23 protein-coding genes are annotated in these 22,799 nt (G+C 61.1%); 10 read left to right on the top strand and 13 right to left on the bottom strand.

All coding sequences use genetic code 11. The annotated features are described in order from the left end of the window. Window positions 1-2: 2 nt before the first annotated feature. Complete coding sequence (locus ILFOPFJJ_RS05310) at window positions 3-590, bottom strand: hypothetical protein (RefSeq protein ID WP_173509487.1); 588 nt, start codon at window positions 588-590, stop codon at window positions 3-5. A 257-nt stretch (window positions 591-847) separates the two neighbouring features. On the opposite strand from ILFOPFJJ_RS05310, the gene ILFOPFJJ_RS05305 reads away from it, so the two are divergent. Both ILFOPFJJ_RS05305 and ILFOPFJJ_RS05300 read left to right on the top strand, forming a co-directional pair. Next, entirely contained in the window at window positions 848-1,078 is a 231-nt protein-coding gene (locus tag ILFOPFJJ_RS05305; protein WP_173509486.1) for a hypothetical protein, read from the top strand. Window positions 1,079-1,113: 35 nt separating this feature from the next. Next, a complete protein-coding gene (locus ILFOPFJJ_RS05300; protein WP_173509485.1) occupies window positions 1,114-2,112 on the top strand; it encodes a hypothetical protein in 999 nt (332 codons plus the stop codon). A 106-nt stretch (window positions 2,113-2,218) separates the two neighbouring features. On the opposite strand, the gene ILFOPFJJ_RS05295 is transcribed toward ILFOPFJJ_RS05300, so the two are convergent. The 5 genes from ILFOPFJJ_RS05295 to ILFOPFJJ_RS05275 all read right to left on the bottom strand — a co-directional run bounded on the left by ILFOPFJJ_RS05295 (window position 2,219) and on the right by ILFOPFJJ_RS05275 (window position 7,442). Beyond that, window positions 2,219-2,398, bottom strand: coding sequence for a hypothetical protein (locus ILFOPFJJ_RS05295; protein ID WP_173509484.1), 180 nt, complete (start codon window positions 2,396-2,398; stop codon window positions 2,219-2,221). A 10-nt stretch (window positions 2,399-2,408) separates the two neighbouring features. Further along, window positions 2,409-4,178 (bottom strand): phage terminase large subunit family protein, encoded by a 1,770-nt coding sequence (locus ILFOPFJJ_RS05290; RefSeq protein ID WP_173509483.1) that lies wholly within the window; start codon window positions 4,176-4,178, stop codon window positions 2,409-2,411. Then, window positions 4,175-4,600 carry a hypothetical protein gene (locus tag ILFOPFJJ_RS05285; protein ID WP_173509482.1) on the bottom strand — a complete coding sequence of 142 codons (426 nt, stop codon included), beginning with the start codon at window positions 4,598-4,600 and terminating at the stop codon, window positions 4,175-4,177. Before ILFOPFJJ_RS05285 ends, ILFOPFJJ_RS05290 begins: the two co-directional genes overlap by 4 nt. A 33-nt stretch (window positions 4,601-4,633) precedes the next feature. Continuing rightward, complete coding sequence (locus tag ILFOPFJJ_RS05280; RefSeq protein WP_173509481.1) at window positions 4,634-5,140, bottom strand: DUF1441 family protein; 507 nt, start codon at window positions 5,138-5,140, stop codon at window positions 4,634-4,636. Between the two features lie 277 nt (window positions 5,141-5,417). After that, window positions 5,418-7,442, bottom strand: a complete 2,025-nt coding sequence (locus ILFOPFJJ_RS05275) for an AAA family ATPase (protein ID WP_173509480.1) — start codon at window positions 7,440-7,442, stop codon at window positions 5,418-5,420. A 553-nt stretch (window positions 7,443-7,995) separates the two neighbouring features. Between ILFOPFJJ_RS05275 and ILFOPFJJ_RS05270 the strand changes: the two genes are divergently transcribed. Beyond that, a complete protein-coding gene (locus tag ILFOPFJJ_RS05270; RefSeq protein ID WP_173509479.1) occupies window positions 7,996-8,931 on the top strand; it encodes a bifunctional helix-turn-helix transcriptional regulator/GNAT family N-acetyltransferase in 936 nt (311 codons plus the stop codon). 165 nt (window positions 8,932-9,096) lie between these two features. On the opposite strand, the gene ILFOPFJJ_RS05265 is transcribed toward ILFOPFJJ_RS05270, so the two are convergent. The 3 genes from ILFOPFJJ_RS05265 to ILFOPFJJ_RS05255 form a co-directional block, all read right to left on the bottom strand. Continuing rightward, window positions 9,097-9,567, bottom strand: coding sequence for an aminoacyl-tRNA deacylase (locus ILFOPFJJ_RS05265; RefSeq protein WP_173509478.1), 471 nt, complete (start codon window positions 9,565-9,567; stop codon window positions 9,097-9,099). Window positions 9,568-9,756: 189 nt separating this feature from the next. Next, the gene (locus ILFOPFJJ_RS05260; RefSeq protein ID WP_173509477.1) at window positions 9,757-10,602 is read right to left on the bottom strand and encodes an oxidoreductase; all 846 of its coding nucleotides are present in this window, start codon (window positions 10,600-10,602) and stop codon (window positions 9,757-9,759) included. A gap of 57 nt (window positions 10,603-10,659) precedes the next feature. Further along, entirely contained in the window at window positions 10,660-11,505 is an 846-nt protein-coding gene (locus ILFOPFJJ_RS05255; RefSeq protein WP_173509476.1) for an oxidoreductase, read from the bottom strand. Window positions 11,506-11,648: 143 nt separating this feature from the next. Between ILFOPFJJ_RS05255 and ILFOPFJJ_RS05250 the strand changes: the two genes are divergently transcribed. Beyond that, the gene (locus tag ILFOPFJJ_RS05250; protein WP_173509475.1) at window positions 11,649-12,533 is read left to right on the top strand and encodes a LysR family transcriptional regulator; all 885 of its coding nucleotides are present in this window, start codon (window positions 11,649-11,651) and stop codon (window positions 12,531-12,533) included. Between the two features lie 71 nt (window positions 12,534-12,604). On the opposite strand, the gene ILFOPFJJ_RS05245 is transcribed toward ILFOPFJJ_RS05250, so the two are convergent. From ILFOPFJJ_RS05245 to ILFOPFJJ_RS05235, 3 genes are all read right to left on the bottom strand, one after another. After that, on the bottom strand, window positions 12,605-12,964 hold the full coding sequence (locus ILFOPFJJ_RS05245) for a DUF488 domain-containing protein (RefSeq protein ID WP_173509474.1): 360 nt from the start codon (window positions 12,962-12,964) through the stop codon (window positions 12,605-12,607). Window positions 12,965-13,016: 52 nt separating this feature from the next. After that, window positions 13,017-14,447, bottom strand: a complete 1,431-nt coding sequence (locus tag ILFOPFJJ_RS05240) for a pyridoxal phosphate-dependent decarboxylase family protein (RefSeq protein WP_173509473.1) — start codon at window positions 14,445-14,447, stop codon at window positions 13,017-13,019. A gap of 145 nt (window positions 14,448-14,592) precedes the next feature. Further along, window positions 14,593-16,032, bottom strand: coding sequence for an FAD-binding oxidoreductase (locus tag ILFOPFJJ_RS05235; RefSeq protein WP_173509472.1), 1,440 nt, complete (start codon window positions 16,030-16,032; stop codon window positions 14,593-14,595). Between the two features lie 273 nt (window positions 16,033-16,305). On the opposite strand from ILFOPFJJ_RS05235, the gene rfbF reads away from it, so the two are divergent. Genes rfbF through ILFOPFJJ_RS05220 form a run of 3 tightly spaced genes read left to right on the top strand, consistent with a single transcriptional unit; the run spans window position 16,306 to window position 19,378 of the window. Then, complete coding sequence (gene rfbF / locus ILFOPFJJ_RS05230) at window positions 16,306-17,073, top strand: glucose-1-phosphate cytidylyltransferase (RefSeq protein WP_173509471.1); 768 nt, start codon at window positions 16,306-16,308, stop codon at window positions 17,071-17,073. Next, complete coding sequence (gene rfbG / locus ILFOPFJJ_RS05225) at window positions 17,070-18,143, top strand: CDP-glucose 4,6-dehydratase (RefSeq protein ID WP_173509470.1); 1,074 nt, start codon at window positions 17,070-17,072, stop codon at window positions 18,141-18,143. Before rfbF ends, rfbG begins: the two co-directional genes overlap by 4 nt. A gap of 2 nt (window positions 18,144-18,145) precedes the next feature. After that, on the top strand, window positions 18,146-19,378 hold the full coding sequence (locus ILFOPFJJ_RS05220) for a class I SAM-dependent methyltransferase (protein ID WP_173510160.1): 1,233 nt from the start codon (window positions 18,146-18,148) through the stop codon (window positions 19,376-19,378). A gap of 30 nt (window positions 19,379-19,408) precedes the next feature. On the opposite strand, the gene rfbC is transcribed toward ILFOPFJJ_RS05220, so the two are convergent. Beyond that, complete coding sequence (gene rfbC, locus ILFOPFJJ_RS05215) at window positions 19,409-19,942, bottom strand: dTDP-4-dehydrorhamnose 3,5-epimerase (protein WP_173509469.1); 534 nt, start codon at window positions 19,940-19,942, stop codon at window positions 19,409-19,411. A 164-nt stretch (window positions 19,943-20,106) separates the two neighbouring features. Between rfbC and ILFOPFJJ_RS05210 the strand changes: the two genes are divergently transcribed. From ILFOPFJJ_RS05210 to ILFOPFJJ_RS05200, 3 genes are read left to right on the top strand one after another with little or no spacing between them, the layout of a single operon-like run. Next, window positions 20,107-20,934, top strand: a complete 828-nt coding sequence (locus ILFOPFJJ_RS05210; protein ID WP_173509468.1) for an NAD-dependent epimerase/dehydratase family protein — start codon at window positions 20,107-20,109, stop codon at window positions 20,932-20,934. A 23-nt stretch (window positions 20,935-20,957) separates the two neighbouring features. Beyond that, complete coding sequence (locus ILFOPFJJ_RS05205) at window positions 20,958-22,025, top strand: class I SAM-dependent methyltransferase (RefSeq protein WP_246299466.1); 1,068 nt, start codon at window positions 20,958-20,960, stop codon at window positions 22,023-22,025. After that, complete coding sequence (locus ILFOPFJJ_RS05200; protein WP_173509467.1) at window positions 22,018-22,785, top strand: cephalosporin hydroxylase family protein; 768 nt, start codon at window positions 22,018-22,020, stop codon at window positions 22,783-22,785. Before ILFOPFJJ_RS05205 ends, ILFOPFJJ_RS05200 begins: the two co-directional genes overlap by 8 nt. The last annotated feature ends 14 nt before the right edge of the window (window positions 22,786-22,799 follow it).

Genomic DNA, 22,799 nt, shown 5'->3' with positions numbered 1-22,799 from the left:
GGTCAGTTCACCCGGACGCGCGAATGCATCCGGTCGAGCACGTCGCCAAGATCGATTGCGAGAACTGCCCGTTGCGCGAATTTCGAAAGGTCATAGGTCAGCGACGGGCCGCCGCCTGCGGCGGGGTTATAGATACGAGCGTCGTGAACGATCTTGCCGCTATCGTGCCGAAGGGACCACAATTCCAAGGTCCAGTTGGACACGTCCTCCACGTAATGCTTGATGACCAGCGCGCCGGGCGAGTAGTCGGGCGCGTCGCCGTTGAAGTCCTTCGGATTCCACTGGTAGAGCGCCTTAGCGGCCATATGGCAGGCGTTCTTGTCGCGAATGCCCATTTCGATCATGCGCAGAAGGACCGCGCAGACGATGCAGGTCGCCGGGGCGTAGAGGTAAGCGCCGCGTGATTCGGTTTCGTAGAACGGTGCCCACAGATAGCCCTGCGAAGCGAATTGCCGAAGGGCCGCGATCATCTTCACCTTGTCCTCGCCCGGCTCCGCGATGGTTTCCGCCACGTCCGCGATGGTGAGAAAGTAACCGGGGTTGCGCGGAATCGGCTTGGAAACGAACGCATGATTGTTTTCGTCGAGCATGTCAGGAACTCCCAATGGCTTGTATCGAGTCGGAGAGTTGCTGAAATCTAAAGTATTGTAAATAAGCTACTACCAGTAGCCATAAGCAACTAACAGTTGGCAATGCAGAACAACATAAGAACTAAAGAAATTATACTTGACTTGAGACTTTGTGTCGGTTTATTTCCAGTCTGCCCGGCGGGAGTTGTCCCCTGTCAGGCTCCCTTATACTGGGCCGGGGTGGGCGACTGCCCCGGCCTCTTTGCTAAGGACGAGCAATGCACAGAGTTTTCGCGCTTGACGTGATGCCAGACGGCCGGGTTGTCCCGGTCGCGCCGGAAGACCTGCCGGACTTTACGAAGCCGCCTGAAGGGCTTTCACGGCAAGTGCGACGGCAATGGGAACGGCGCTACAGGGACTTTCGTATCCAATACGACATGCCCGCCGATCTGGCGTGGTACAGTGCAAGTAAACTCACGCTAGGGGCGGAGTGGAACTTCCGGGAATGATATACTGCCAGCCGATCGAATCGGGGCGGGATAGTATGCGAATCTTCATTGATGAGTCCGGCACATTCAGCGGACAAAACAATATTTCTGCCGTCGGGGCGCTGATCATCCCAGATCAAAACTTCAAGGGCTTCGAAAAGCTATATGGTCGCTTGCGCCGCAAGCTTCCCCAAGAAAAAGGCGAAGTGAAAGGGCGTCTGCTCTGTGAAGAGCATATTGGCGAGGTTGTCGCTATCCTCCGCAAGCTAAATTGCCTATTTGAAGTGGTAGCGGTCGACTCCGCCTGTCACACCGAAGATGAAGTGAAAAGGCATAAGACCGGTCAAGAAGAACACATTACAATGCATTTAACGGACGAACACCATGAGACGCTCGTCAATGCGGTTTGGGGGTTGAGAAAACAACTCGAAGCTACTTCACTACAACTTTATGTACAGTCATGCGCGATGGCAGATCTTGTATACAATTCCATCTATCATGCGAACCTATATTACTCGTTTCGGCGTCCTAAAGAGCTTGGGGAGTACCATTGGGTAATCGATGCTAAGAATCGCGATAAGGTGACGGCTTGGGAAGACTGGTGGTCAACGGTCATATTGCCGATGATCGAGTCGAGGTCATTCAGGGAACCCTTCGCTGCCGCCGAAGGAGGCGATTACAGGGCTCATGAACGGTTCCGAACCGAGCCCGGCGAGTACAAAAAGCAATTTATGAAGGACCCTGAAAAAGGGGACGCATTCGACCTAAAGCTGCTTTTGAAGGAAGACTTTCGCTTTTCTTGGGACGCTGAATATGGGCTTGAAGCGGCTGATATATTGGTCAATGCCGTGCGGCGTTCGCTGGCGGGCAATTTCCGGCGTCAGGGGTGGCTACCTGTCCGGCAATTGATGGTGCATTGGGGTCAACACTACATCCGGCTGATCTCCCTAGCCGCAGAAGATCGCAAGCCACCGAAGGTCAGCTACGGCAAAGTGCTATCTGATTTTTCGACCGGCGGGAGAAACATGCTGCCGCCGAAATACGGCGAAGGCTGATCAACGATTCAGCCAAGCGGACCTTATGACAGAAGGCGCTTTCTTGGGCATGGTGGCGCTGGCGACTTCCTCGCCCCCTTCAAGGTGTAGCGCAGCTCGTCCCTGCTTAGAACCCAACGCGCATAGGCCCCGAATCGACCTTCCGAAGATCGGCCGCCTTATGCATCACAATTTTTCCGGTGCCCGGAATGCGGCAAAGCACGGTCCCGTCCTTTTCATCCGCCTCAACGATAAGCCCCTTGTTGGGGTTGTCCTTGTGGACCACTTGATTCCCGACCTTGAACATCATTCCGCCCCTACCGATTCAGCCACGCGGACTTTATCACGGTCGGAGCTTTCTTGAGCATGGTCGCGCTGGCGACTTCCTCTTCCCGCCGATCCAGATTGGCCGTGACCAGTCCGCGCACGGCCATCGCGTAGATGGTGCAGTCGAGCGACTCGGCCCGACGGCCGGGAATTCGTTCCCATAGGCGGACAGGCGCGCCCCGCACATAGCGCATGATCAGGCGTTCCGACGCCAGTTCCTCATAGAACCGGGCTTCCAAACGGTCGCTGAAGCGGACGGTGCGGCCGCGCGTCAACCGGCTGGCAAGCTGCCCCTTCAGGCCGTCCACGCCGACGATGAAAAGCTTCGTCCCTTTCGTGTCGCTCGCCCGGATCGCCGGGCGGTTCCCGGTCGCACCCTTCAAAGCGTATGTACGCCTCGCCATACGAGCCCGTGTGAAGGCGATCACGCGGTCCATGGTCTCCCCATCGCCCGCGTCCACTCCCGCCGCGTCCACGCGCAGGATTCCGCCCTTCGGATGCTTCCAAACGGTGCGCAAAGCGTCGTCGAGTTCCGACCACACGTCATCGCTCGCCGGGTCGCCATAGATGACGCTTTGCCCCAGCACGAAAACTTCATCGCGTGACCAGCCAAGGAAGACGATTTCCAACCGATCGCGCTGTACGTCCACGCCCGCCGTGATGACCAGCACGTCCGGCGGAATGGCGTCGAGCCCGAACGGCTCTGCACGGGCGGCAAGCGCGGCTTCGTCAATCTCTTCGGCAGCTTCGCGCCAGCCTTGAGCGAGGATGGTGTTGACGAAGACCTGAAGCGTGTCCGGGCTCTTCCTCGCCTCGACGAACTCCGCCGCCAGTTTGCCCCAAGAGGCGTTCGCCAGCATCGAGACAAGCGCGTTGAGTCGGAATCCGGCATGGCCACGCACATGCGGCGCGGTCGCCCGCCAGCGGCCGCTTTCAACCATGGCCGCCTTGTGCCGTTCCTCGACGATGGAACCGCATTCCGGGCAAACATAGTGCGCCCGCTCCGGCGCGCCTTCCGGCCACTGGATATCGGCCCAGGTGATTTCGTGCCAGTGCCCGCATTCCGGGCACGGGACTTCAAAGACACGCCGATCCGACCGGGCGTAGGACCGCAGCACATTGCTGGTCTCTTCGATTGTCGGCGTGCTGCCCAAGATGATCTTACGATTTGCGAAAGACAGCGTGCGCCGTTCCGCCAGCGTGATTGGCGAACCTTCAACGCCCGGCTCCATGGCGTCGGCTTCGTCGATCAACAGGACGCGGACGTTGTGTCGCCGGAGATTGCGGGGCGACTTCGCCGCGACTATCTTCAGCGACCCGCCCGCGAAGCGGCGTGACAGAAGCGTGTTGCGGCCGGTTTCGTCGGCTTCGGCCGATAACAGGCCCCGGAGCGCGGGCGTCGCCTCGAAGATCGGTTCAAGGTCGCTGACGACGTAATCGCGGCAGTCCGCTTCCGTCGGCAGAAGAGCGAGGATCGGCGACGGCTCATTGGCGACGTAGGAGGCGAGCGCCCCGGTCAACAGCGTCGTGAAGCCAACACGCACGGGCTTGACCAGCGTCACGCGCTCTAGCTCGGGGTCGGAAATGGCGTCGGCGATTTCCCGCTGGTACGGCCACAGGCTCACGCGGCCGGGCAGTGCCGACACGCCTTCCGGCAGGCGCATGTGCGTTTCGATCCATTCGGACAGGCGAAGGTGCGGCGGTGGGATAAGCGCTCGGAGCGCACGGCGACGCACCCGTTCCGTGCTAAAATAATTCATTCTTTTGAGTCCAGTTTAGAAAGCATGAACAATATAAGCATCGGTATGCCTAAATTAGAAATAACAGAAATCGCACTGATATACACTGATACAGAAAACAACATTGCCGCCAGACCGAATACCGTAGACAAGAAACTTATTGCAAACGCTGACCCTAATATGTTTGCAACAAGATTGTTTTTTGGAACAATCTCTTCGGTAGATTTGTGCGACAAAAAGAAAACAGTTATACTCGTTGGCAACGATATAGAGAATAATGCTAATGCGATTTTCCTCGCCATATCAATATTCGCGAAGGAACACACCGCCAACATTCCAGCGAAGCTTCCACCCGCTAAACCCAGCGTAATTAGATGCTGCATCTCCTGCATGTGAGGATCGATATCCTTATGCGAGCTATCCGTTTTCTTACCTGCCGCCATTTGTACCCCCTTCCGAGTGACTGCCCCAGATTGCTATTCTGATCCGATTCCTTCAAGCGTGTCCCTGATTTCGCGATCGATGGTCGTCACGTCGTGCGCCGTCAGGTGCCCAAGCCGTTGCTGGATTCGCGACGGCAGGGCGAGCATGGCGGCGCGCACGTCCCGGAGAATGGTGGACCATTCGCGCTCGACTTCGGCGGCCGGGATAAGTTCACGGCGGGCGACAGCATTCGCGGTTTCCAGCTTCTCCGCTTGGGCTTCGGCCGCGCGGGTCTTCGCCGCCGTATAGGCGGGGTCGCCACGGCCACGCCCGGAAGTCTTGGACCGCTGGTCGGCGCAATAGGCGAGGATCGATGCCCGGAGCGCGTAGCGGGCGCGGGCGGCGCGGGTCAGTACGCCCGCCACGGTCAATTCGTCGATTCGGCGGCGGGTCAAGCCGAGCCATTCGGCAAGCTCTTCGGCCGTGACCAGCCTATCGGCAGGTTGCTTACTGACAGCGCCGACTAGCTCTTCGATGTCCGATAAAATCGTAGAGTCCATTTTCTATTTTTCCTCGCAGATCGAAAAGCCGGGGCTCCGCGTCCCCCGCGACGGCCGCCCGCCGCAAAGGACCCGGTTGCGAACGGGCATGACCCCTTTGTTAGCGGGCGCGTGCGCGCCTCGAATGAAGACAAACCAGTGCATCGGAGGGCGGGACAACGGGACATCCCTAAAGGGATATGTCCCGGTCCGTCCCGGTAGCCCGATGCGATATTCCGATGCGATATGCCGGTGGGACAAAGCGGGACTGTCCCGGGACAGTCCCGCTTTGTCCCGGTTACACGAGGTCATCATCATCGCCTCCGTGGTGACTATCGGTTGCGAACGAATCCTCGCCAGCGATCACGGCCATGCAGTAGTGGCCGTCAATGAACTCGATGCGGCGCTTGTCCCGGAGCTTTTTCAGGGCACGGTTGAATGCGCGTTTATGACCGTCGCGATCATCCGCCGCCGACAATTCGCCGCTTGCGATACACACGTCTCGCCACCTATCCTTCTGAATGCCCCGCCGTCGGTTGATCTCGACGCCTTCGGCTTCGATCAGATCGGCGAGGATGCGGAACGCGGATTTCTCGCTAGGCGACAGGTGGTCCTTGCGCTCCGGTGCGCTGCCGGGATCGAGTTCACGGCAAACGGCCGCCGTGATCGGGTCGCCGTCGTCGTCGAGCCCCAGCGCTTGCGTGCCGATGGTGAAGGCAATATCCCGTTCGGTCGAACCGTTGCGGTTCTTGGTCAGCTTTGCCCGGACAATGCCGTCCTCGCCACGCGACAGGTGCAGCGACACGTCGAGCGCGCCATTCAAGAGCGAGTGGCCGCGCGGGAGTCCTTGCTGCCCGTCCTTAGTGTCGTGGTGAATCAGGATCACGGCCGCGCCCCATTGGGTCAGGGAACGGGCGACGGCGACAACGCGGCCCATGCCTTCGGCGCTGTTCTCTTCAAGGCAGGGGAACGCCATGGCGAGCGTGTCGATTATGACCAGCGACGGCCGCCGATCCTTTACGGCCGCCTTCAGCCGCTTCAGGTGCTCGCTGCCCTTGCTCAATAGATCGGACACGCCAGCAACAAGAGCGAAGTCGTCGGCTTCGCCGTGTTCGCGCCGGAGCGCCGCCACGCGGGCGCGCATTCCATGCTGGTCTTCCGCCGCGACATAGAGCACGCCACCTTGCCGAACGCGCATCCCGAAGATGTCTTGCCCTTGCGCAACGGCATAGGCGAGGCGCGGCGCGAGAAGCGACTTGCCGACGCCCGGAGCGCCAACGATGCACGCCACGTCGCCTTCGGCGACAAGGCCCTTGATCACATAGCGGCGGGCGTCGCTGGCCTCGCATTCGGACGGCTTCAGGAAGGTCAGCCCGTCGGTTTCGGTCTTCGCATTGCCGCCGACAAGCTCTTCAATGTCGGCGTCGATTTCCGCCTGTTCTTCGGCAGTCGGGATTTCGTCAAAAGCTTCTTCGCGGCGCTTCTCTTCCGCGATGTCCTCTTCGACCTGTTTGCCGTAGACATGGTTGAGGATCGACGGCAGGGACGCAACGCGCTCTTTCCAGCGCGAGTCCCGGCCCTCTTCGGGCACGCGGTCGAAAGCCGCCCTGAGCCGCTTCATGGCCTCGATATAGGACACGCCAGCGGTGGCCCATTTTCCAGCCAAGGCGATGGCCGCCGGATGATAGGACTCGCCGGTCGCGATGGCATCGAGATAGGCGGCCTCGTCGAAGCCGTTGTCATTGGCCGCCCCCTTCTCGCGGCCGCGCTTCCACTTCGCCGTCGCGTCTAAATCGGAAGCGGTATCCACATGCCGCCCATCCACGAGATAGGTCCGCACCTTCGGACGGCCGGTCACGTTGCCGCCGTAGTAGCTCTGCGACAAGGTGAAGGACGCGTCGTCGAGCGCCCCGCCGAAGATACCGTTGAGGCGTGCCATGTGACGTTCGCGCTCGTCCGGCGGAAGCTCTTCGCTGAAGGGAGCGAACACGCGCCAACGCGGCGCGTCGGGCGAATGCGAAGGCGTCGTGTAGACGGCCGCCACAATGCCTGCTTCGGCCAGCATGTCGCGGGCGTCTTCGGGCATGATCTCTTCGCCGTCATAATCCGCTTCAATACCGCTCACGGCGACGACATTGCCGTTGCTGCGGAAGGAATGGCCCGACGGCGAGGCGGCGCGATCGTTGCCGAAGACGGCCATCTTGAACCACGGCAGCTTCGACTTGTCGTCGGCTTCCGTCCGTTCGATCAGCGCGGCAAGCTGGCGGAGCGACAAGCGCATATCCTTCTTCTTCGTCGCGGCCATGGTCGGGAAATGTGTCATGCGGATCGGCCGGTCCAAGGTCGGCGAACCGACCAAATCGTCTTGCTCATCAAAGAAATGCGTGGTATCAGAGTACCGCACCTTTGGTTCCTTTCTGAAGTTGCTGAATCCGGGATTCCCGGGCAAATAGTCCTACGCACGGCTGCGTTTCAGCGCCGCTCCGGTCGTCCTCCGGGGCGGCGCGTCTCGTTTCGGAATTGTGGAAGGGCGCAGAAAATTTGCTGCACATTTTGCTGCACAAAATGCAGCACTCACGCAAGCTAACTATTTGAAAATAAAAAGCTACACGATCAACGTGGCGGATGTCGGGTGCGCCATTTTACTGATGTCCATACCGGAGACATAGGTAACAGCTTGTCCCTAAGACAAGGGTGACAATCCCTTGCCGTACGGTTGTCGATGCTTTGCAAGGTCCTCTGTTCCAAGTCGGAACTTCCCAATTCATAATCGATGAAGCTGACCAGCCGACTCGGTCTCCGCATAGATAGTTGACATCGTCAGATATTTATATGACAAAATCAGACAACATCTAGCAGGGCCAAGGAATGAACCGATGCCGCAGGTCGATCAGGACGATCATGTTGCCGCTGTGCGGCGTTTCAGCCGCTTCTACACACGCCGGATCGGTCTGCTACACGAAGGCTTGCTTGGAGGTCCGCTTTCTCTCGCCGAAGGCCGCCTCGTCTACGAGCTCGCGCAGCGGGGAACATCCACGGCCAAGGAACTCGGGGCAGAGCTCGAACTCGATTCCGGCTATCTCAGCCGTCTCCTACGGAGCCTGGAAGAGCGCGGCCTCGTCTTGAAAAGTCCGTCGCCCGAGGACGGGCGGCAGGTATTGCTCTCGCTGACCCCGGCGGGCCGCGACAGCTTCGCCGTCATTGACGCTCGTTCGCGCGAAGAAGTGGGCGCCATGCTCGATCGCCTCTCCCTGCCTGAACGGCGCAAGCTCGCCGTGGCGCTTGCCGAGGCCGAGCGTCTGCTCGGGGGTGTACCCTCCGAGCCTGCTCGCGTCCCCTATATCCTGCGCACACATCAGCCCGGAGACATGGGTTGGATTGTCCATCGTCATGGCGTGCTCTATTCCGAGGAGTATGGATGGGACGAGACTTTTGAGGCTCTCGTTGCCCAGATCACGGCAGATTTCATTCAAAACTTCAAACCGAACCGCGAGCGCTGCTGGATTGCGGAGCGCGAAGGTGGGATCGTCGGTTCTATCTTCCTGGTTGAAGAGTCAGCGAGCGTCGGCAAGCTCCGTCTCCTCTACACGGAGCCGAGCGCTCGAGGTCTCGGGATCGGTCGCCGGCTCGTCGAGGAATGCATCCGTTTTGCGCGGCAGGCTGGATATTCCAAGATCACTCTTTGGACCAACGACATCCTGACCGCGGCGCGGCACATCTATCAAACGACAGGCTTTCATCTCGTGCAGGAGGAGAAGCACCACAGCTTCGGGCACGACCTGGTCGGGCAGAACTGGGAACTGCTGCTGTGACGGAAATGGCGCTGCCCTCGAAAGGCGGCGCTCAAAAATGCCCATTTGATTTCCGGACGTCATGATCGACTGATGACGCGACTTTGATGCCGGGGCGCACAGACAATCTTCCGAAAACGCCACCTCGGCGTCCGGTTGCGAGGGCTCACCGGGGACGGTGACCTTTTACGACGGATGGCTGAAGCGAGCGACCTTCGCATCCTTCATCAGGTTGCGGAAGTTGGGGCCGCTGACATGCACCAATGTCCGGTGGTCACCGCCTTCGAAATAGACGTCGCTGACGTTGCCGAGGCTTTCGTCGAGGATCACCGGCACATTATAGGCCGATCCGATCGGCGGCACCGCACCGGTGTCGCAATCGGCGAAAAGCGTGCTGACCTCCTCCTCCGAGGCGAGGCCAAGGCGCCTGTTCATCACTTCCTGCAATGTGGAAAGTTCGATCCGATGCGTACTCGGAACAACGGCGAGAACGTATCCCATTTCGTGATGCACGACCACGGATTTGGCCAACCTGCTGCCCGGAACATGGGCCGCCTGCGCTGACTGGCTGGTGGTTGCCGTGCGGTGATGAGCGACGGTGTCGTAGGCGACACCCTCGCCTTCAATATAGTCTTGAAGTTTTCTTGCGATCGTCATCGTAGGCACCCTTGATGTTGCGTAGTGACGTATCAGGAGAGACATTTTCCTCTCATCACCTGCGAAGTCAACGACGAATGGCAGATGCGAACGGCGCCCGTGGCGGCGCTCGGGTGCCTTGCTCGGGTCGCAAGAGAGGGCCGGCGGCCGCCTTTGCGCAGCCACCGGCCTTCTGCAATTGAGCCCTTGTCAATGGGCGGACGCACTTTCCTTCGGGAAGTCCGTCGAGACCGCGAGTTCGCGCCAGGCGGCGAGTTCACCGGCGACATGGGCGTTCTTGGCTTCGATCGCCGCGACCGTATCGCTTCCGAACGGCATGCGCAGCGGCGGGTTGTCGGCATGGGCGAGTTGCACCATGGCCTTTGCGAGCCGTGCCGGATCACCCGGCTGGGCATGATTTGCCGTCTTGGCGAATTCGCGCATGGCGCCGACGGTCTCGCCATAGTCCGAGATCGACAACGGGCTGACCGCCAGCGATTGCTCGTCGAGGAAGTCGGTGCGGAAGAAGCCCGGCTCGACCACCGTCGCCTTGATGCCGAGCGGCGCAAGTTCTTTGGCAAGTGCCTCGGTCAGTCCCTCGATCGCGAATTTGGTCGACCCGTAGACGCCCCACCCGGTAAAGGCCGAATAGCCGCCGATCGAGGAGATATTGATGATATGGCCCGACCGCTGGCGCCGCATTTGCGGCAAGACGGCCCGGGTCACCGCAAGAAGGCCGAACACGTTGGTGCGATAGATCTTCTCGATTTCTTCTGTCGTTGCTTCCTCGACGGCTCCAAGCAGGCCGTAGCCGGCATTGTTGAGCAGGACGTCGATCCGGCCGAAGCGTTCCACCGCTGCCGCGGCTGCCGCCCTGGCCTGTTCTTCGTTGGTGACGTCGAGCGCCAGCGTCAGGAGATTTTCGTGCCGGCCGAGGACATCGAGGGATTCGAGGCGGCGCGCTGTGGCAACCACCGCGTCTCCGGCGCTGAGTGCCTCCTTCGTGATGAGCGCGCCAAAACCGCGGGAAGCGCCCGTGATGAACCAGATGCGCATGGCAGTATCCTTTCTTGAGTCAAGTTGAGTTGAGTTGAAAGTTCTTTTCGAGTTCGATCAGGTCGAACTGGCAGCCGGAAAATCTGCCCCTTCGGTCACTTCGGCCCAGGCGTCGAAATCCTTGCGCAAGGCATCGAGCTTCGCCCGGGCGCCGGCGAGAGCCTCGCGGCCGAGCAGCAGCCGCAGCGGCGGTTCGGCGGCATTGACCGCCATCACGATCGCACGCGCGGCCCGTTCCGGATCGCCCGGCTGCTCGCCGCTGTAGCCCCTGATCCTCCGCCACACCGCCCCTGCCGTGTCCTCATAGTCGTTGATCGAGACGGTGGCCTCGCCGGCGGAACGTCCCGCCCAATCGGTGCGGAAAGGACCGGGCTCGACAATGAGTATCTTGATGCCGAGCGGCTCGACCTCCTTCGACAGCCCTTCCGACAATGCCTCGACTGCGAATTTCGAGGCCGCGTAGAAGCTGAGCGACGGTACCGACCGCAGGCCGCCGATCGAAGAGATGTTGACGATTGTGCCCGAGCGGCGTCGACGCATGCCGGGGAGGACCGCGCGCGTCATGTTGGCGAGGCCCCAGACGTTGACCTCGAACATGGCGCGGACCGCATCCATGTCGCTCTCCTCGAAGGCGCCGAAGTAACCGACACCGGCATTATTGACGAGAACGTCGATGTGGCCGAAGCGCTGCTCGGCGGCGCGTGTCGCCTCGGCAATGTCATCTGCCTTCGTCACATCGAGCGCGAGAGCGAGCGTGCGGTCCGGCGCGATGGCCGATAGATCGGCAACCTGCGTCGCATCACGAGCGGTGACGACGACGTTATGGCCGAGCGCGATGACGTGCTGTGCGAGCGCGCGGCCGAAGCCGGTCGAGCAGCCTGTGATGAACCATGTCTGTGCCATTGCGAACTCCTTCCTTGATCGGATGAGGATCAGATCCTCGAGGCCGGGGCTGCCTTGCCCGTGACGACAAGGGGAGAATGGCGCAATTCGATTTGCGTGATTAGAATGGAAATTCTCTCAATAATGCTGAGCAAGATTCATCTATGCGCGCAACCGACCTATCAGAGCTCGCGGCCTTCGACGCCGTCGCCCGACACCGGAGCTTCCGGAAAGCGGCCGAGGAACGCGGGGTCACGGCCTCGGCGATCAGCCATGCCGTCAGCAATCTGGAGGAGCGGATCGGACTTCGGCTGCTCAATCGCACGACCCGCAGCGTCTCGCTGACTGATGCCGGCACCATGCTTCAAGCGCATCTTACTCCCGCCTTCGGCGACATCGGCTCGGCGCTCGAGGCGCTCAACAGGTTTCGCGATACGCCGTTCGGCAAGGTGCGCATCAATGTCCCGAATTCGGTTGCCCCATTCATTCTGGGGCGGGTGATGGGGCCGCTCATTCGGGACAATCCCAATCTGCAACTCGAGATCTCGGCGACCGACCGGCTGGTGGATATCGTCGAGGAAGGTTTCGACGCCGGCATCCGCCTCGGCGAGAGCCTTCGGGAAGGCATGGTGGCGGTGAAGATCGGGCCTCGGCTTCGCTTCGCGGTCGTGGGCGCACCGGACTACTTCCGCGAACGGAGCATCCCGCAGACGCCGCATGAGTTGAAGGACCATGTCTGCGTCCAGAACACGTATCCGAGCGGCGTGCGCTACCCCTGGGAATTCGAACACAGCGGCGAAGCTGTCGCCTTCCACCCGAGCGGACCGATCGCGCTCGACGACCAAGACCTCATGGTCCAGGTGGCGCTCTCCGGCGTGGCGCTCGCCTATGTCTGGGAAAATCGCGCACAACGCGAGATCATCGACGGCAGGCTGATCCGCTGCCTTGACGAATGGTGCCCGCCGGAGGACTGGTTCTACCTCTACTACCCGAGCCGCCGGAACATATCCGCGGGGCTGCGGGCCGTGATCGAAGCGATGCGGGTGTAACTGGGCCGGCAAACAGGCCCTCCGCGCCCGAACCGCATGGTCGTCACGGCGCTTACTGCCTTAAGGACGCCTCAGACACGGCGCCCCAGCCATGCCTTCAATGCGACGGCATTGTTCCTCTCCTCGTTGCGCGCCGCATAAAGCAACGTCACGGGACCCTTTGCGAGATGCTCGCGGAGCTCGTGGACCGCCGCCTGGGCCGTCGCGTCCTCCAGCTCCCCCGCATAGGCCGTGCAGAACTCGTCCCATGCATCCGGGTTTCCATGGAAGCGCTTGCGCAAGGCATCGCTCGGCGCGATGTCTTTCAGCCAGAGATCAATCCGCGCCTTGTCCTTGGCGATCCCGCGTGGCCACAGCCTGTCGACGAGGATGCGCGCGCCGTCGCTTGCCTCCGGCGCCTCATAGACACGCTTCAGTGTCAGCGAACTCATAAGACTTTCCACCTGCCTAGCTATGCCCCGCAAACGCTCGGAATGTCGTTCCCTAAGCCGAGACTGATGCCTCATTCGCCCGGACCGCCCGCCAGGCCGCGATGATCGCGTCTGCCGCAACATCGCCGGCGAGATCATCGGTCAGCCATGAAATCACCGATACGCGCATGACCTTGCGACCGCGCCAGGTTGCGCCGCCGCAGAAGCAGACGCCATCGGTCTGTATTCGCTCGATCGTCCGTTGCGTGAGCCGGTCGGCCTCATCGCCCGCGTGTTTCGCACCGAACCGCACGAGGAACTGATTGAGCACGACGTCGTTCAGGACCTCTATTCCCTCTTCCGATCTCAGCCTTTCGGCCATTGCATGAGCGACCCGGCAGTGACGCTCGACCATGGCGGCGATCCCGTCACGCCCCAGATGCTTGATCATCCCCCAGGTGGCAAAGCCACGGGCACGACGCGACAGTTCCGGAACGAAATGGCTTGGATCGCGCTCGCCCTCAAAGCTCGGCGGCAGGTAGCTTGCCGCAGTCGTCATCGCACGGCGATGCGCCTCTTCGTTGCGAACGATGGCATAGCCGCAGTCATAGGGTGTTTGCAGCCATTTGTGTCCGTCGGTCGCCCAGGAATCGGCCCCGTGGACACCCTTGGCAAGTCCGCTCCTCTGCGGGCAGGCGCGCGCCCAAAGGCCGAACGCGCCGTCGACATGAACCCAGGCGCCGATATCTCTGGCGATGGGGATGATGCCTTCGAAATCGTCGAAGGCGCCGGTATTGATCTGCCCCGCCTGAAGGATGGCAATGCACGGCCCGGAGACCTTGCCGGCCGCCTCGGCGAAATCGGAGGTGAGAATTCGTCCCGCACCATCGGTCTTCACGCGAACGACCCGGTCATGCCCGAGGCCTAGAAACTGCAGCGCAGAGAAGACCGTCGCGTGCGCGTCATCGCCAATCAGGACCGCAATCGGCGGGGCACCAAACAGGCCCTGCCCTTCGACGTCCCAGCCGACCCTTCGCAGGACGGCGCCGCGTGCTGCAGCGAGGCAGACGAAATTGGCGACCGTCGCGCCGGTAACGAAACCGATGGAACTTTCTCTCGGCAGATCGAGAAGATCGAGCAGCCAGCCGCCGGCAACCGCCTCTGCGGCGGCCGCTGCCGGCGTTGCATGATGGTTGCCCGTGTTCTGGCCCCAGGCGCTCGTCAGCCAGTCAGCGGCGACGCCCACCGGATGCGACCCGCCAATGACCCAGCCGAAAAAGCGCGGGCCCGTCATCGTGTGAAGTCCCGGCTCCGCCTTCGCCACAAGCTCGTCGATCACACCAGGACCGGCGCACCCCTCGATCGGCAGCGGCTCGCGAAATCCCTTGAGCGATGCGAGATAGGAAACCTGCGGCTTTTGCGGAATCTCGGATATTCCGTCCCGGAAACGCATGGCATGTTCTGCCGCGCGCCGAAACAGGCCATCGACCGACCGTTCCCCCATGTAACCCCTCCCTGCCAAGGCGCCACATCGCCCTCGGCCATTCGCAATGGCAACTCTCTGGTCACCCGTTCTGCCGTTTGCAGCATTCGACCGGCCACGTGCTTGTTCGCGCATGGCCGGAGCCTGCCTTCTACCAAGGCGGAGATTATGCCGCCCCCCGTTCCTCTATCGGCCTTACGTTCTGGTTCATGCGGAACAGGTTTTGCGGATCGTATCGCCGCTTGACCTCGACAAGCCGTCCGTAATTGCTGCCATAGGCGCTCTCGACGCGGTCGACCTCGTCGGCCGGCATGAAATTGATATAGGCTGTTCCGGCCGCATAAGGCTTTGCCGCCTCGAAAAGACGGCGCGCCCAGTCGATGCAGACCTGGTCCATTTCCGGTTCGCGCCACCGGGCATGAACATTCATGACGAAATGCGAGCTGCGCTGCGGGAAAGCCGTTTCTTCGGCTGCAATACGACCGGCGGCACCGCCGACGTGGCCGATGAAGATCTCGCATTCCGGTCCCGGCAATTGACGAATGGCTTCCAGCAGGATGCCGATCGTCGTATCGGACAGTTCCATGAAATCGTGGCTCTTCCAGTAGTTGCGAGCGCCGGGCGTGAGCAAGGGATCGAACGCCTGCTGCCAGCCGACAAAGGGACTGGGACCGACGACATCGGCGATCGGATTGCCGATCGAGCGCAGGGCAGCGGTCGCCTGCCCCCCGGCCGCGATATCGCCTGAGTAGCACATGGCCAGAACGAGAATTTCCTTGCCGTGCCACTCTTCCGGAAGGAATGGCAGCGGCGGCGCCTGCCGCATTACCGCCCAGCAGGTGAGTTCGTCGGGCGCCGTCTCGAGCGCCTGGCGGTATTGCTGAAGGACGGCTTGCGCGTCCGCAAAGGGGTGAACGACGAGCCCCGCCAGGACCTGCGGTTCAAGGTCGTGAAGCTGGAATTCGAAAGCTGTGACGACGCCGAAATTCCCGCCGCCGCCGCGCAGCGCCCAGAACAGATCGCGATGCTCAGTCGGGCTTGCGCGGACCAGCTCGCCATTCGCCGTCACGACATCGACCGAAAGCAGGCTGTCCAGCGTCAAACCGAACTTGCGCGTGGTCCATCCGAAACCGCCGCCAAGCGTCAATCCGGCAATACCGGTCGTCGAATTGATCCCGGTCGGCAGCACCAGTCGGAAAGCCTGGGTCTCCTTGTCGACGTCGGCGAGCGTCGCACCCGGCTCGACCCAAGCCTTCTTCGCCGTGGCGTCCACCCGCACCGATTTCATCGGTGACAGATCGATCATCAGGCCGCCGTCGCAGACAGCGTTGCCTGCAATGTTATGTCCACCGCCACGCACGGCGACGAGCAGGCCGTTTTCGGCCACGAAACGAACCGCGTTGATGACGTCTGCGGCGCCGGCGCATTGCACGATCAGCGCGGGCTTGCGGTCGATCATCCCATTCCAGATCGCGCGCACCTCGTCGTAGGCCGCGTCGTTCTCAGTGAGCACGCGGCCCCGCAATTGCCCCGCCAGCGCCTCGACCGCCTCGGCCTTAATCGTCGTCTTTCCCGCTTGCAGATTAGTGAGGCTCATTTCATCCATGATTCGCTCCTCCCGCGGTGAACCATGCCCCAGCGAGCGGCATCTTGCGCCTTTCCCCAAACCCGCGCAAGCAGCCGGCCCGGCTGCATTGGCCAGCCTCAGGACGCCTCATGGTTGCAATTGCCCCGAAAATACTCCAAGGAGCGCCGGCGACGCGCGGGCTCATCCACGGGTTGTGCCGATTCCCCAGGGAGAACGTCGCCAATCAAGCCCCGGGCAAGGCTGGAATACGAAAAAACGGAGCGCAACGCGCACGTGGGAGGCAGATCGGGCATGAAAGTCGTCATTCTCGCCGGTGGATACGGCACACGCATCTCCGAAGAGAGCCACCTGCGCCCCAAGCCCATGATCGAGATCGGCGGCCGTCCGATCCTCTGGCACATCATGAAGATCTACAGCCATTTCGGCTTTTCCGATTTCGTGATCTGCCTTGGCTATCGCGGCTACATGATCAAGGAGTATTTCTCCAACTACATCCTGCACTCCTCGGACGTCAGCTTCAACATGGCGACGGGCGAGACCATTTTTCACACAAGCAAAGCAGAACCTTGGCGGGTAACCCTCGTGGAAACCGGCGCGGAGTCGATGACCGGCGGGCGCCTGAAGCGCGTCGCCGATTATCTCGGCGATAGCTTCTGCCTCACCTACGGCGATGGCGTCGCCGACATCGACATCCGCGCACTGACCGATTTCCATCGCCGACATGGACGGGACGCGACTGTCACGAGCGTCGTGCCGCCGGGACGATACGGTGCGCTCGCAATCGACTCCGGCCAAGTCTACAGCTTTACGGAAAAGCCTGCGGGAGATAACGGCCGCATCAATGGCGGCTTCTTCGTGCTCAACCGCTCGGTGCTCGACCGGATCGAAGGCGACCACACCCCGTTTGAAGACGGGCCGCTCGAAGGCCTGGCGCGCGACGGCCAGTTGATGGCTTTCCAGCATGACGGTTTCTGGCGTCCGATGGACACGCTGCGCGACAAGAACCAGCTCGAAGAACTCTGGCAGCAGGATCGCGCACCCTGGAAGGTCTGGTCATGACCGGTCTGCCTGATCCAGAGTTCTGGGCGGGAAAACGCGTCCTTCTCACGGGCCATACGGGCTTCAAGGGCAGTTGGGCCGGACTGTGGCTGCGAGAGATGGGGGCGCATGTGACCGGCTACGCCCTGGCGCCGGCCTCGCAGCCATCGCTCTACGCCCTGCTGCATGAGGACGAATTGCCGGAGGGGAAATTCGGAGACATTCGCGATCGCGAAGCACTTGCCGAGACCCTGCGGACGAGCGAGCCGGAAATCGTTCTGCACATGGCGGCACAGCCGCTCGTGCGTGAGAGCTATGCAGCGCCGGCTGAGACCTTCGACGTGAACGTCATGGGCACGGTACGGCTCCTGGAGGCCGCCCGCGCCGCTCCGTCGGTCAAGGCCATTCTCGTGGTGACGACGGACAAGGTCTACCGCAACGACGAGAGCGGCCGCCACTTTCGGGAAACCGACACCCTCGGCGGCCATGATCCCTATTCAGGCTCGAAGGCCGCGTGCGAGATTGCGGTCGCGACTTGGCGCAGTTCCTATTTCAACGGGCGCGGCATCCGCATTGCCACGGCGCGCGGCGGTAACGTCATCGGCGGCGGCGACTTTTCTGCCGACCGGCTGGTGCCCGATATCGTGCGGGCAGCGCTTTCAGGTGAAAGACTCCATATCCGCAGTCCGCTGGCGACGCGCCCGTGGCAGCATGTGCTTGACTGTCTCAACGGCTATTTCCTGTTCGCCGAATCGCTCTACAAGGGCGAAGCCAGCGTCGATGCACTGAACTTCGGCCCTTCGCCCACCGAGCAGCCCATTGCCGTGCGCGACGTGGCGAACGCCATTCAGGCTGCAATGGGCCTCTCCCCGCAATGGGACGATGTTTCCTCGCTCGCGCAACCGCGCGAAATGCAAACACTCGGTCTTGATCCGGCACTCGCAGCCGAGACCCTCGCCTGGCGCGCGCGACTGACGCAGCGACAGGCCATCGAGTGGACCGCACACTGGTACAACGGCTGGCGCCGGGGCGAGACCGCTCGCCAGCTCACGCTCGGCCAGATCGCCGCATTTACGAAAGGTCGCCCATGATAATGCCTCATCACTGCCGCTTCTGCTCTACCCCGCTTGCGACCCTGGTTGCCGACCTGGGTGCGACGCCCTGGTCCAACTCGTTTCTCGAGCCGACCGAAGAAGCGATCGCGCGGGAGCAGGCTTTTCCCTTGCAGGTGATGGTCTGCTCGGAATGCCTGCTCGTCCAGACCACCGAAACGGTACCCGCCGACGAGATCTTCAACGCCGAATATCACTACCTGTCTTCTTTCTCGACGAGTTGGCTGGACCATTCCCGCCGCTATGCCGAAAAGATGATCGGTCGTTTCAATCTCGACGGCACGTCACAGGTGGTGGAGGTTGCCTCCAACGATGGCTATCTGCTGCAATATTTCGCCGAGAAGAATATTCCCGTGCTTGGTGTCGAACCGGCAGCCAACGCTGCCAAGATCGCCGAGGAACGCAACGTTCCGACCCACGTCGCCTTCTTCGGGCAGATCACCGCGAGTGAACTGGTCGCCCGCGGCATCCGCGCCGACCTGACGGCCGCAAACAATGTTCTGGCGCACGTGCCGGATATCGCCGACTTCGTCAGCGGCTTTCCGATCCTGCTCAAGCCGGACGGCGTGGCGACCTTCGAATTCCCGCATCTGCTGCACACGATCGAAGGCATCCAGTTCGACACGATCTACCACGAGCACTATTCTTATCTCTCGCTCGTCGCCGTCGAGCGTATTTTCAAGACCTGCGGCTTGCACGTCTTCGACGTGGAGGAACTGCCGACCCATGGCGGCTCGCTTCGCGTCTATGCGCAACTGGCGGGCGGCAAAAGGCCGGAGACCGCCGGTCTCGCGAAGGTGCGCTCCGACGAAGCGGCGGCCGGACTGATGCGCATGGAGACCTACCTGGCGTTCGGGAAGCGGATCGCAGCAGTCTGCGAAGAGTTCCGGGCCTTCCTTGCGGACGCAAAGGCTGAGGGCAAGACCGTGGCGGCTTATGGTGCGGCGGCCAAGGGCAACACGTTCCTGAATGTTTGCGGCCTTACCTCGGATGACATAGCCTTTATTGTCGACCGTAACGACCTGAAACAGGGCAAGCTGTCGCCCGGCAGCCATATCCCGATCCACGCGCCAGACGAACTGGCGGCCGCCAAGCCGGACTATGTCGCGATCCTTCCCTGGAATCTAACGGACGAAATCGTTGCCGCGAACGATCATGTTCGCTCCTGGGGCGGCCGTTTCGTGGTTGCCATTCCGGAAGTGCGGGTGATCTGAGGCGGGCGCTCCCCCGCCTCACGCCGGCGGTCAGATGAAGGCGAAGCTTCGGTCGCGCTCGGACATCTGGGTGATTTCAATGGGCCATGCGATATTCATGCGCGGATCGAGCGCGTTCAATCCGCCTTCCGCCTCCGGCGCAAAGGGTTTGTCGTGGAGATAGATCAGCTCGCAGTTCTCGATGAGGGTCTGGAACCCATGGGCAAAGCCGCCCGGAATCATCATCGACCGCGCGTTCTCGGCGCTCAAAACCTCACCGTGCCAACGCAAATAGGTCGGCGAGTCCGGACGCATGTCGACGGCGACATCGAAAATCGCGCCGGCCAGGCACGACACGAACTTCGCCTCTTCATGGGGAGACCGTTGGAAATGCAGCCCGCGAACAGCGCCCTTGGTGCGGGTCATCGTGTGATTGATCTGCGCAATCGCGCCGGTCGAACCGAACCCGAAAAGCTCCTCCTGGCAGAAGAAACGCGAGAAGAAACCACGCTCGTCACCGAACTGCATGCGCTCGACCACCGTCAGGCCGGGAAGTTCCGTATGGATGCGCCTGAAGCGCTGCATGGCATGTCCTCTCAATTGGCCGAAGGGTTCATCAGGGCGACGACCTTGGAGGGCGGTACCATCATTTCCGTGCGATCGAAAGCCGTTGTTGCGCGGAAACCTGATATCAGGCCCATGAACGCCATGCCTTGCAAAAATCGCCCTCGCCCGCGACTGGAAAACGCTTGACCAAACAAGTCCTTCTCACCGGCGCCACCGGTTTTGTCGGCCGCCATGTTTTACGCGAATTGACCGAACGCGGCATTGTCGCGTGCCCTGTGGTCCGCCCGGCAAGCGAGGACAGATTCCTCGGCATGGCCGGAATCGGGCGCATTCTTTCAACCGACGCGCTTTTTTCCGAATCGGCGGAGTGGTGGGCGCAAGCACTCGCCGGCATCGATACGATCATCCATCTGGCCTGGTACGCCGAACCCGGCAAATACCTCACGTCACCCATCAATCTCGATTGTCTCACCGGCACTCTGGCGATCGCCAAGGGCGCTGCCGCCGCGGGCGTCAGGCGCTTTGTCGGTATAGGCACATGCTTCGAATACGAACTCACCGGCCGCCCCCTGACGACCGATACGCCGCTCAAGCCCCTGACGCCCTATGCGGGCGCCAAGGCGGCGGCCTTCATGACGCTTTCGCAATGGCTGCCGCAGGCAGGCGTCGAATTTGCCTGGTGCCGGCTGTTCTATCTCTATGGCGAAGGAGAAGACGAGCGGCGCTTCGTTCCCTATCTCAGAAAATCCCTTGCCTCCGGGCAGAGGGCGGATTTGACCCAAGGTCACCAGGTCCGCGATTTTCTTGACGTTCGCGAGGCAGCCAGGATGATCGTGGCCGCTTCGGTCAGCACCGCGCAAGGAGCGGTCAATATCTGTTCAGGCGTACCGGTAACGATCCGAGAATTTGCTGAGAGAATCGCCGACGAACATGGTAGGCGGGACCTGCTCAATTTCGGAGGTCGAGCTGAAAACCTCGTCGACCCACCTCATGTCGTGGGCGTCAGGTGAACCGACAGGCTGAGGAACCACTTATGGCATCAGGAAACGCCACGCGGGTGCTTTACGAGCAACGCGAGTTGCCGATTTTTCAGAACAAGATGTACGACAGCGCCGACGAGGCAATATCCTCTCCGCGCGGCGAGATGCGCCTGGTGGAGGATCTTGGCACGGGCCTGGTGCGCAATGCGGCCTTCAGGCCGGAACTGATGATCTACGATACGAGCTATCAGAACGAGCAGGCCGTCAGCCCTTCGTTCCAGCGTCATCTGGATGATGTCACCAGGATCATTCTCGATACGATGGGCCGCCAGGAGCTCGTTGAAGTTGGATGCGGGAAGGCTTTCTTCCTTGAGAAACTTCTCGGCCAGGGCGTCGATATCACCGGTTTCGATCCGGCCTATGAGGGCGACAACCCGCGCGTCCGCAGGGAATATTTCCAGCCCGGGTCCGGCATCGAGGCCAAGGGCCTCATCCTGCGCCATGTGCTCGAGCATATTCCGGATCCCGTCGCCTTTCTCGAGCAATTGAAACAGGCGAATGGCGGCCAAGGAAAGATCTATATCGAAGTTCCCTGCTTCGACTGGATCTGCGAGCGCCGGGCCTGGTTCGATATCTTCTACGAGCACGTCAATTATTTCAGACTTTCCGACTTTCACCGGATCTTCGGCAACGTCATCTCGAGCGGCCGGGTCTTCGGCGGCCAGTATCTGTTCGTCGTCGCGGAACTGAATTCGTTGCGCAGACCCGCCATCGATGAGAACGACCGGGCGGGCCTTCCCACGGATTTCACCCGCAAGATCGAGGCGCTGGATACGGCGGACCAGGAGCCGGCTGTGATCTGGGGCGGAGCGTCGAAGGGCGTAATCTTCTCGCTGCTCCGCACGCGTGCGGGATTGCCGGTAAAGGCGGTCATCGACATCAACCCGGCCAAGCAGGGCAAATACCTGCCGATTACCGGACTACCGGTCCGCGCGCCTGAGGATGTCCTGGCGGATTTGCCCCCTGGTTCAAGCATCTACGTGATGAACCGCAACTATCTCGAAGAGATCAAGCGAATGTCCAACAACGCATACACCTATATTGAGGTCGATCATGACTGATTTCCGAGAGGAGGTTGCTGCGCGCATCTCCGAAATCGAGGCAAACAGCGAATTCCGGAAGAGTGCCGCCGATTTCCTGCGTCAGTCGATCGGTCCGAAATACTCCTACAACTACTTCTGGATGGGCCGGCCCATCATCCAGTATCCGCAAGACATCGTCGCGATGCAGGAGATCATCTGGCAGACCCGGCCGGATCTCATCATCGAAACCGGCATCGCTCACGGTGGTTCGCTCATCATGAGCGCATCGATCCTGGCGCTTCTCGACATGAGCGATGCGATCGAGGCCGGCACGACATTCGATCCCCGCGCTCCGCGCAGGAAGGTTCTGGGCGTCGACATCGACATCCGTGCCCACAACCGCGAGGCCATCGAGGCTCACCCGATGTCGTCCAGGATCCACATGATCCAGGGGTCGAGCATCGAGCGGAACGTCGTCGAGCGGGTTTACGACTTTGCAAAGCCGTTTTCGCGCGTTCTCGTCTGCCTCGACAGCAATCACACCCATGATCACGTATTGGCGGAACTGGAGGCCTACGCGCCGTTGATCACGAAGGACAGCTATTGCGTCGTGTTCGATACCGTCATCGAAGATCTACCGGAAGAAGCCTATCCCGATCGTCCCTGGGGCAAGGGAAACAACCCCAAGACGGCCGTGTGGAAATATCTCGAATCGCATCGCGAATTCGAGATTGACCGCTCCATCGATCGGAAGCTGATGATTACCGTTGCCCCCGACGGCTTCCTGCGGCGCAAATGATCCGCAAGGACCCA

The sequence above is a fragment of the Sinorhizobium psoraleae genome, from assembly GCF_013283645.1.
Classification (GTDB): Bacteria; Pseudomonadota; Alphaproteobacteria; order Rhizobiales; family Rhizobiaceae; genus Sinorhizobium; species Sinorhizobium psoraleae.
The sequence above is the reverse complement of the archived record's forward strand: the minus strand, read 5'-3'. Positions and strand labels throughout refer to the sequence as shown.

What these genes read in the sequence shown, in the direction of transcription:
- ILFOPFJJ_RS05310 (WP_173509487.1), bottom strand. Translation starts at nt 590, where the DNA reads ATGCTCGACGAAAACAATCATGCGTTCGTTTCCAAGCCGATTCCGCGC.
- ILFOPFJJ_RS05305 (WP_173509486.1), top strand. Translation starts at nt 848, where the DNA reads ATGCACAGAGTTTTCGCGCTTGACGTGATGCCAGACGGCCGGGTTGTC.
- ILFOPFJJ_RS05300 (WP_173509485.1), top strand. Translation starts at nt 1,114, where the DNA reads ATGCGAATCTTCATTGATGAGTCCGGCACATTCAGCGGACAAAACAAT.
- ILFOPFJJ_RS05295 (WP_173509484.1), bottom strand. Translation starts at nt 2,398, where the DNA reads ATGTTCAAGGTCGGGAATCAAGTGGTCCACAAGGACAACCCCAACAAG.
- ILFOPFJJ_RS05290 (WP_173509483.1), bottom strand. Translation starts at nt 4,178, where the DNA reads ATGAATTATTTTAGCACGGAACGGGTGCGTCGCCGTGCGCTCCGAGCG.
- ILFOPFJJ_RS05285 (WP_173509482.1), bottom strand. Translation starts at nt 4,600, where the DNA reads ATGGCGGCAGGTAAGAAAACGGATAGCTCGCATAAGGATATCGATCCT.
- ILFOPFJJ_RS05280 (WP_173509481.1), bottom strand. Translation starts at nt 5,140, where the DNA reads ATGGACTCTACGATTTTATCGGACATCGAAGAGCTAGTCGGCGCTGTC.
- ILFOPFJJ_RS05275 (WP_173509480.1), bottom strand. Translation starts at nt 7,442, where the DNA reads ATGACACATTTCCCGACCATGGCCGCGACGAAGAAGAAGGATATGCGC.
- ILFOPFJJ_RS05270 (WP_173509479.1), top strand. Translation starts at nt 7,996, where the DNA reads ATGCCGCAGGTCGATCAGGACGATCATGTTGCCGCTGTGCGGCGTTTC.
- ILFOPFJJ_RS05265 (WP_173509478.1), bottom strand. Translation starts at nt 9,567, where the DNA reads ATGACGATCGCAAGAAAACTTCAAGACTATATTGAAGGCGAGGGTGTC.
- ILFOPFJJ_RS05260 (WP_173509477.1), bottom strand. Translation starts at nt 10,602, where the DNA reads ATGCGCATCTGGTTCATCACGGGCGCTTCCCGCGGTTTTGGCGCGCTC.
- ILFOPFJJ_RS05255 (WP_173509476.1), bottom strand. Translation starts at nt 11,505, where the DNA reads ATGGCACAGACATGGTTCATCACAGGCTGCTCGACCGGCTTCGGCCGC.
- ILFOPFJJ_RS05250 (WP_173509475.1), top strand. Translation starts at nt 11,649, where the DNA reads ATGCGCGCAACCGACCTATCAGAGCTCGCGGCCTTCGACGCCGTCGCC.
- ILFOPFJJ_RS05245 (WP_173509474.1), bottom strand. Translation starts at nt 12,964, where the DNA reads ATGAGTTCGCTGACACTGAAGCGTGTCTATGAGGCGCCGGAGGCAAGC.
- ILFOPFJJ_RS05240 (WP_173509473.1), bottom strand. Translation starts at nt 14,447, where the DNA reads ATGGGGGAACGGTCGGTCGATGGCCTGTTTCGGCGCGCGGCAGAACAT.
- ILFOPFJJ_RS05235 (WP_173509472.1), bottom strand. Translation starts at nt 16,032, where the DNA reads ATGGATGAAATGAGCCTCACTAATCTGCAAGCGGGAAAGACGACGATT.
- rfbF (WP_173509471.1), top strand. Translation starts at nt 16,306, where the DNA reads ATGAAAGTCGTCATTCTCGCCGGTGGATACGGCACACGCATCTCCGAA.
- rfbG (WP_173509470.1), top strand. Translation starts at nt 17,070, where the DNA reads ATGACCGGTCTGCCTGATCCAGAGTTCTGGGCGGGAAAACGCGTCCTT.
- ILFOPFJJ_RS05220 (WP_173510160.1), top strand. Translation starts at nt 18,146, where the DNA reads ATGCCTCATCACTGCCGCTTCTGCTCTACCCCGCTTGCGACCCTGGTT.
- rfbC (WP_173509469.1), bottom strand. Translation starts at nt 19,942, where the DNA reads ATGCAGCGCTTCAGGCGCATCCATACGGAACTTCCCGGCCTGACGGTG.
- ILFOPFJJ_RS05205 (WP_246299466.1), top strand. Translation starts at nt 20,958, where the DNA reads ATGGCATCAGGAAACGCCACGCGGGTGCTTTACGAGCAACGCGAGTTG.
- ILFOPFJJ_RS05200 (WP_173509467.1), top strand. Translation starts at nt 22,018, where the DNA reads ATGACTGATTTCCGAGAGGAGGTTGCTGCGCGCATCTCCGAAATCGAG.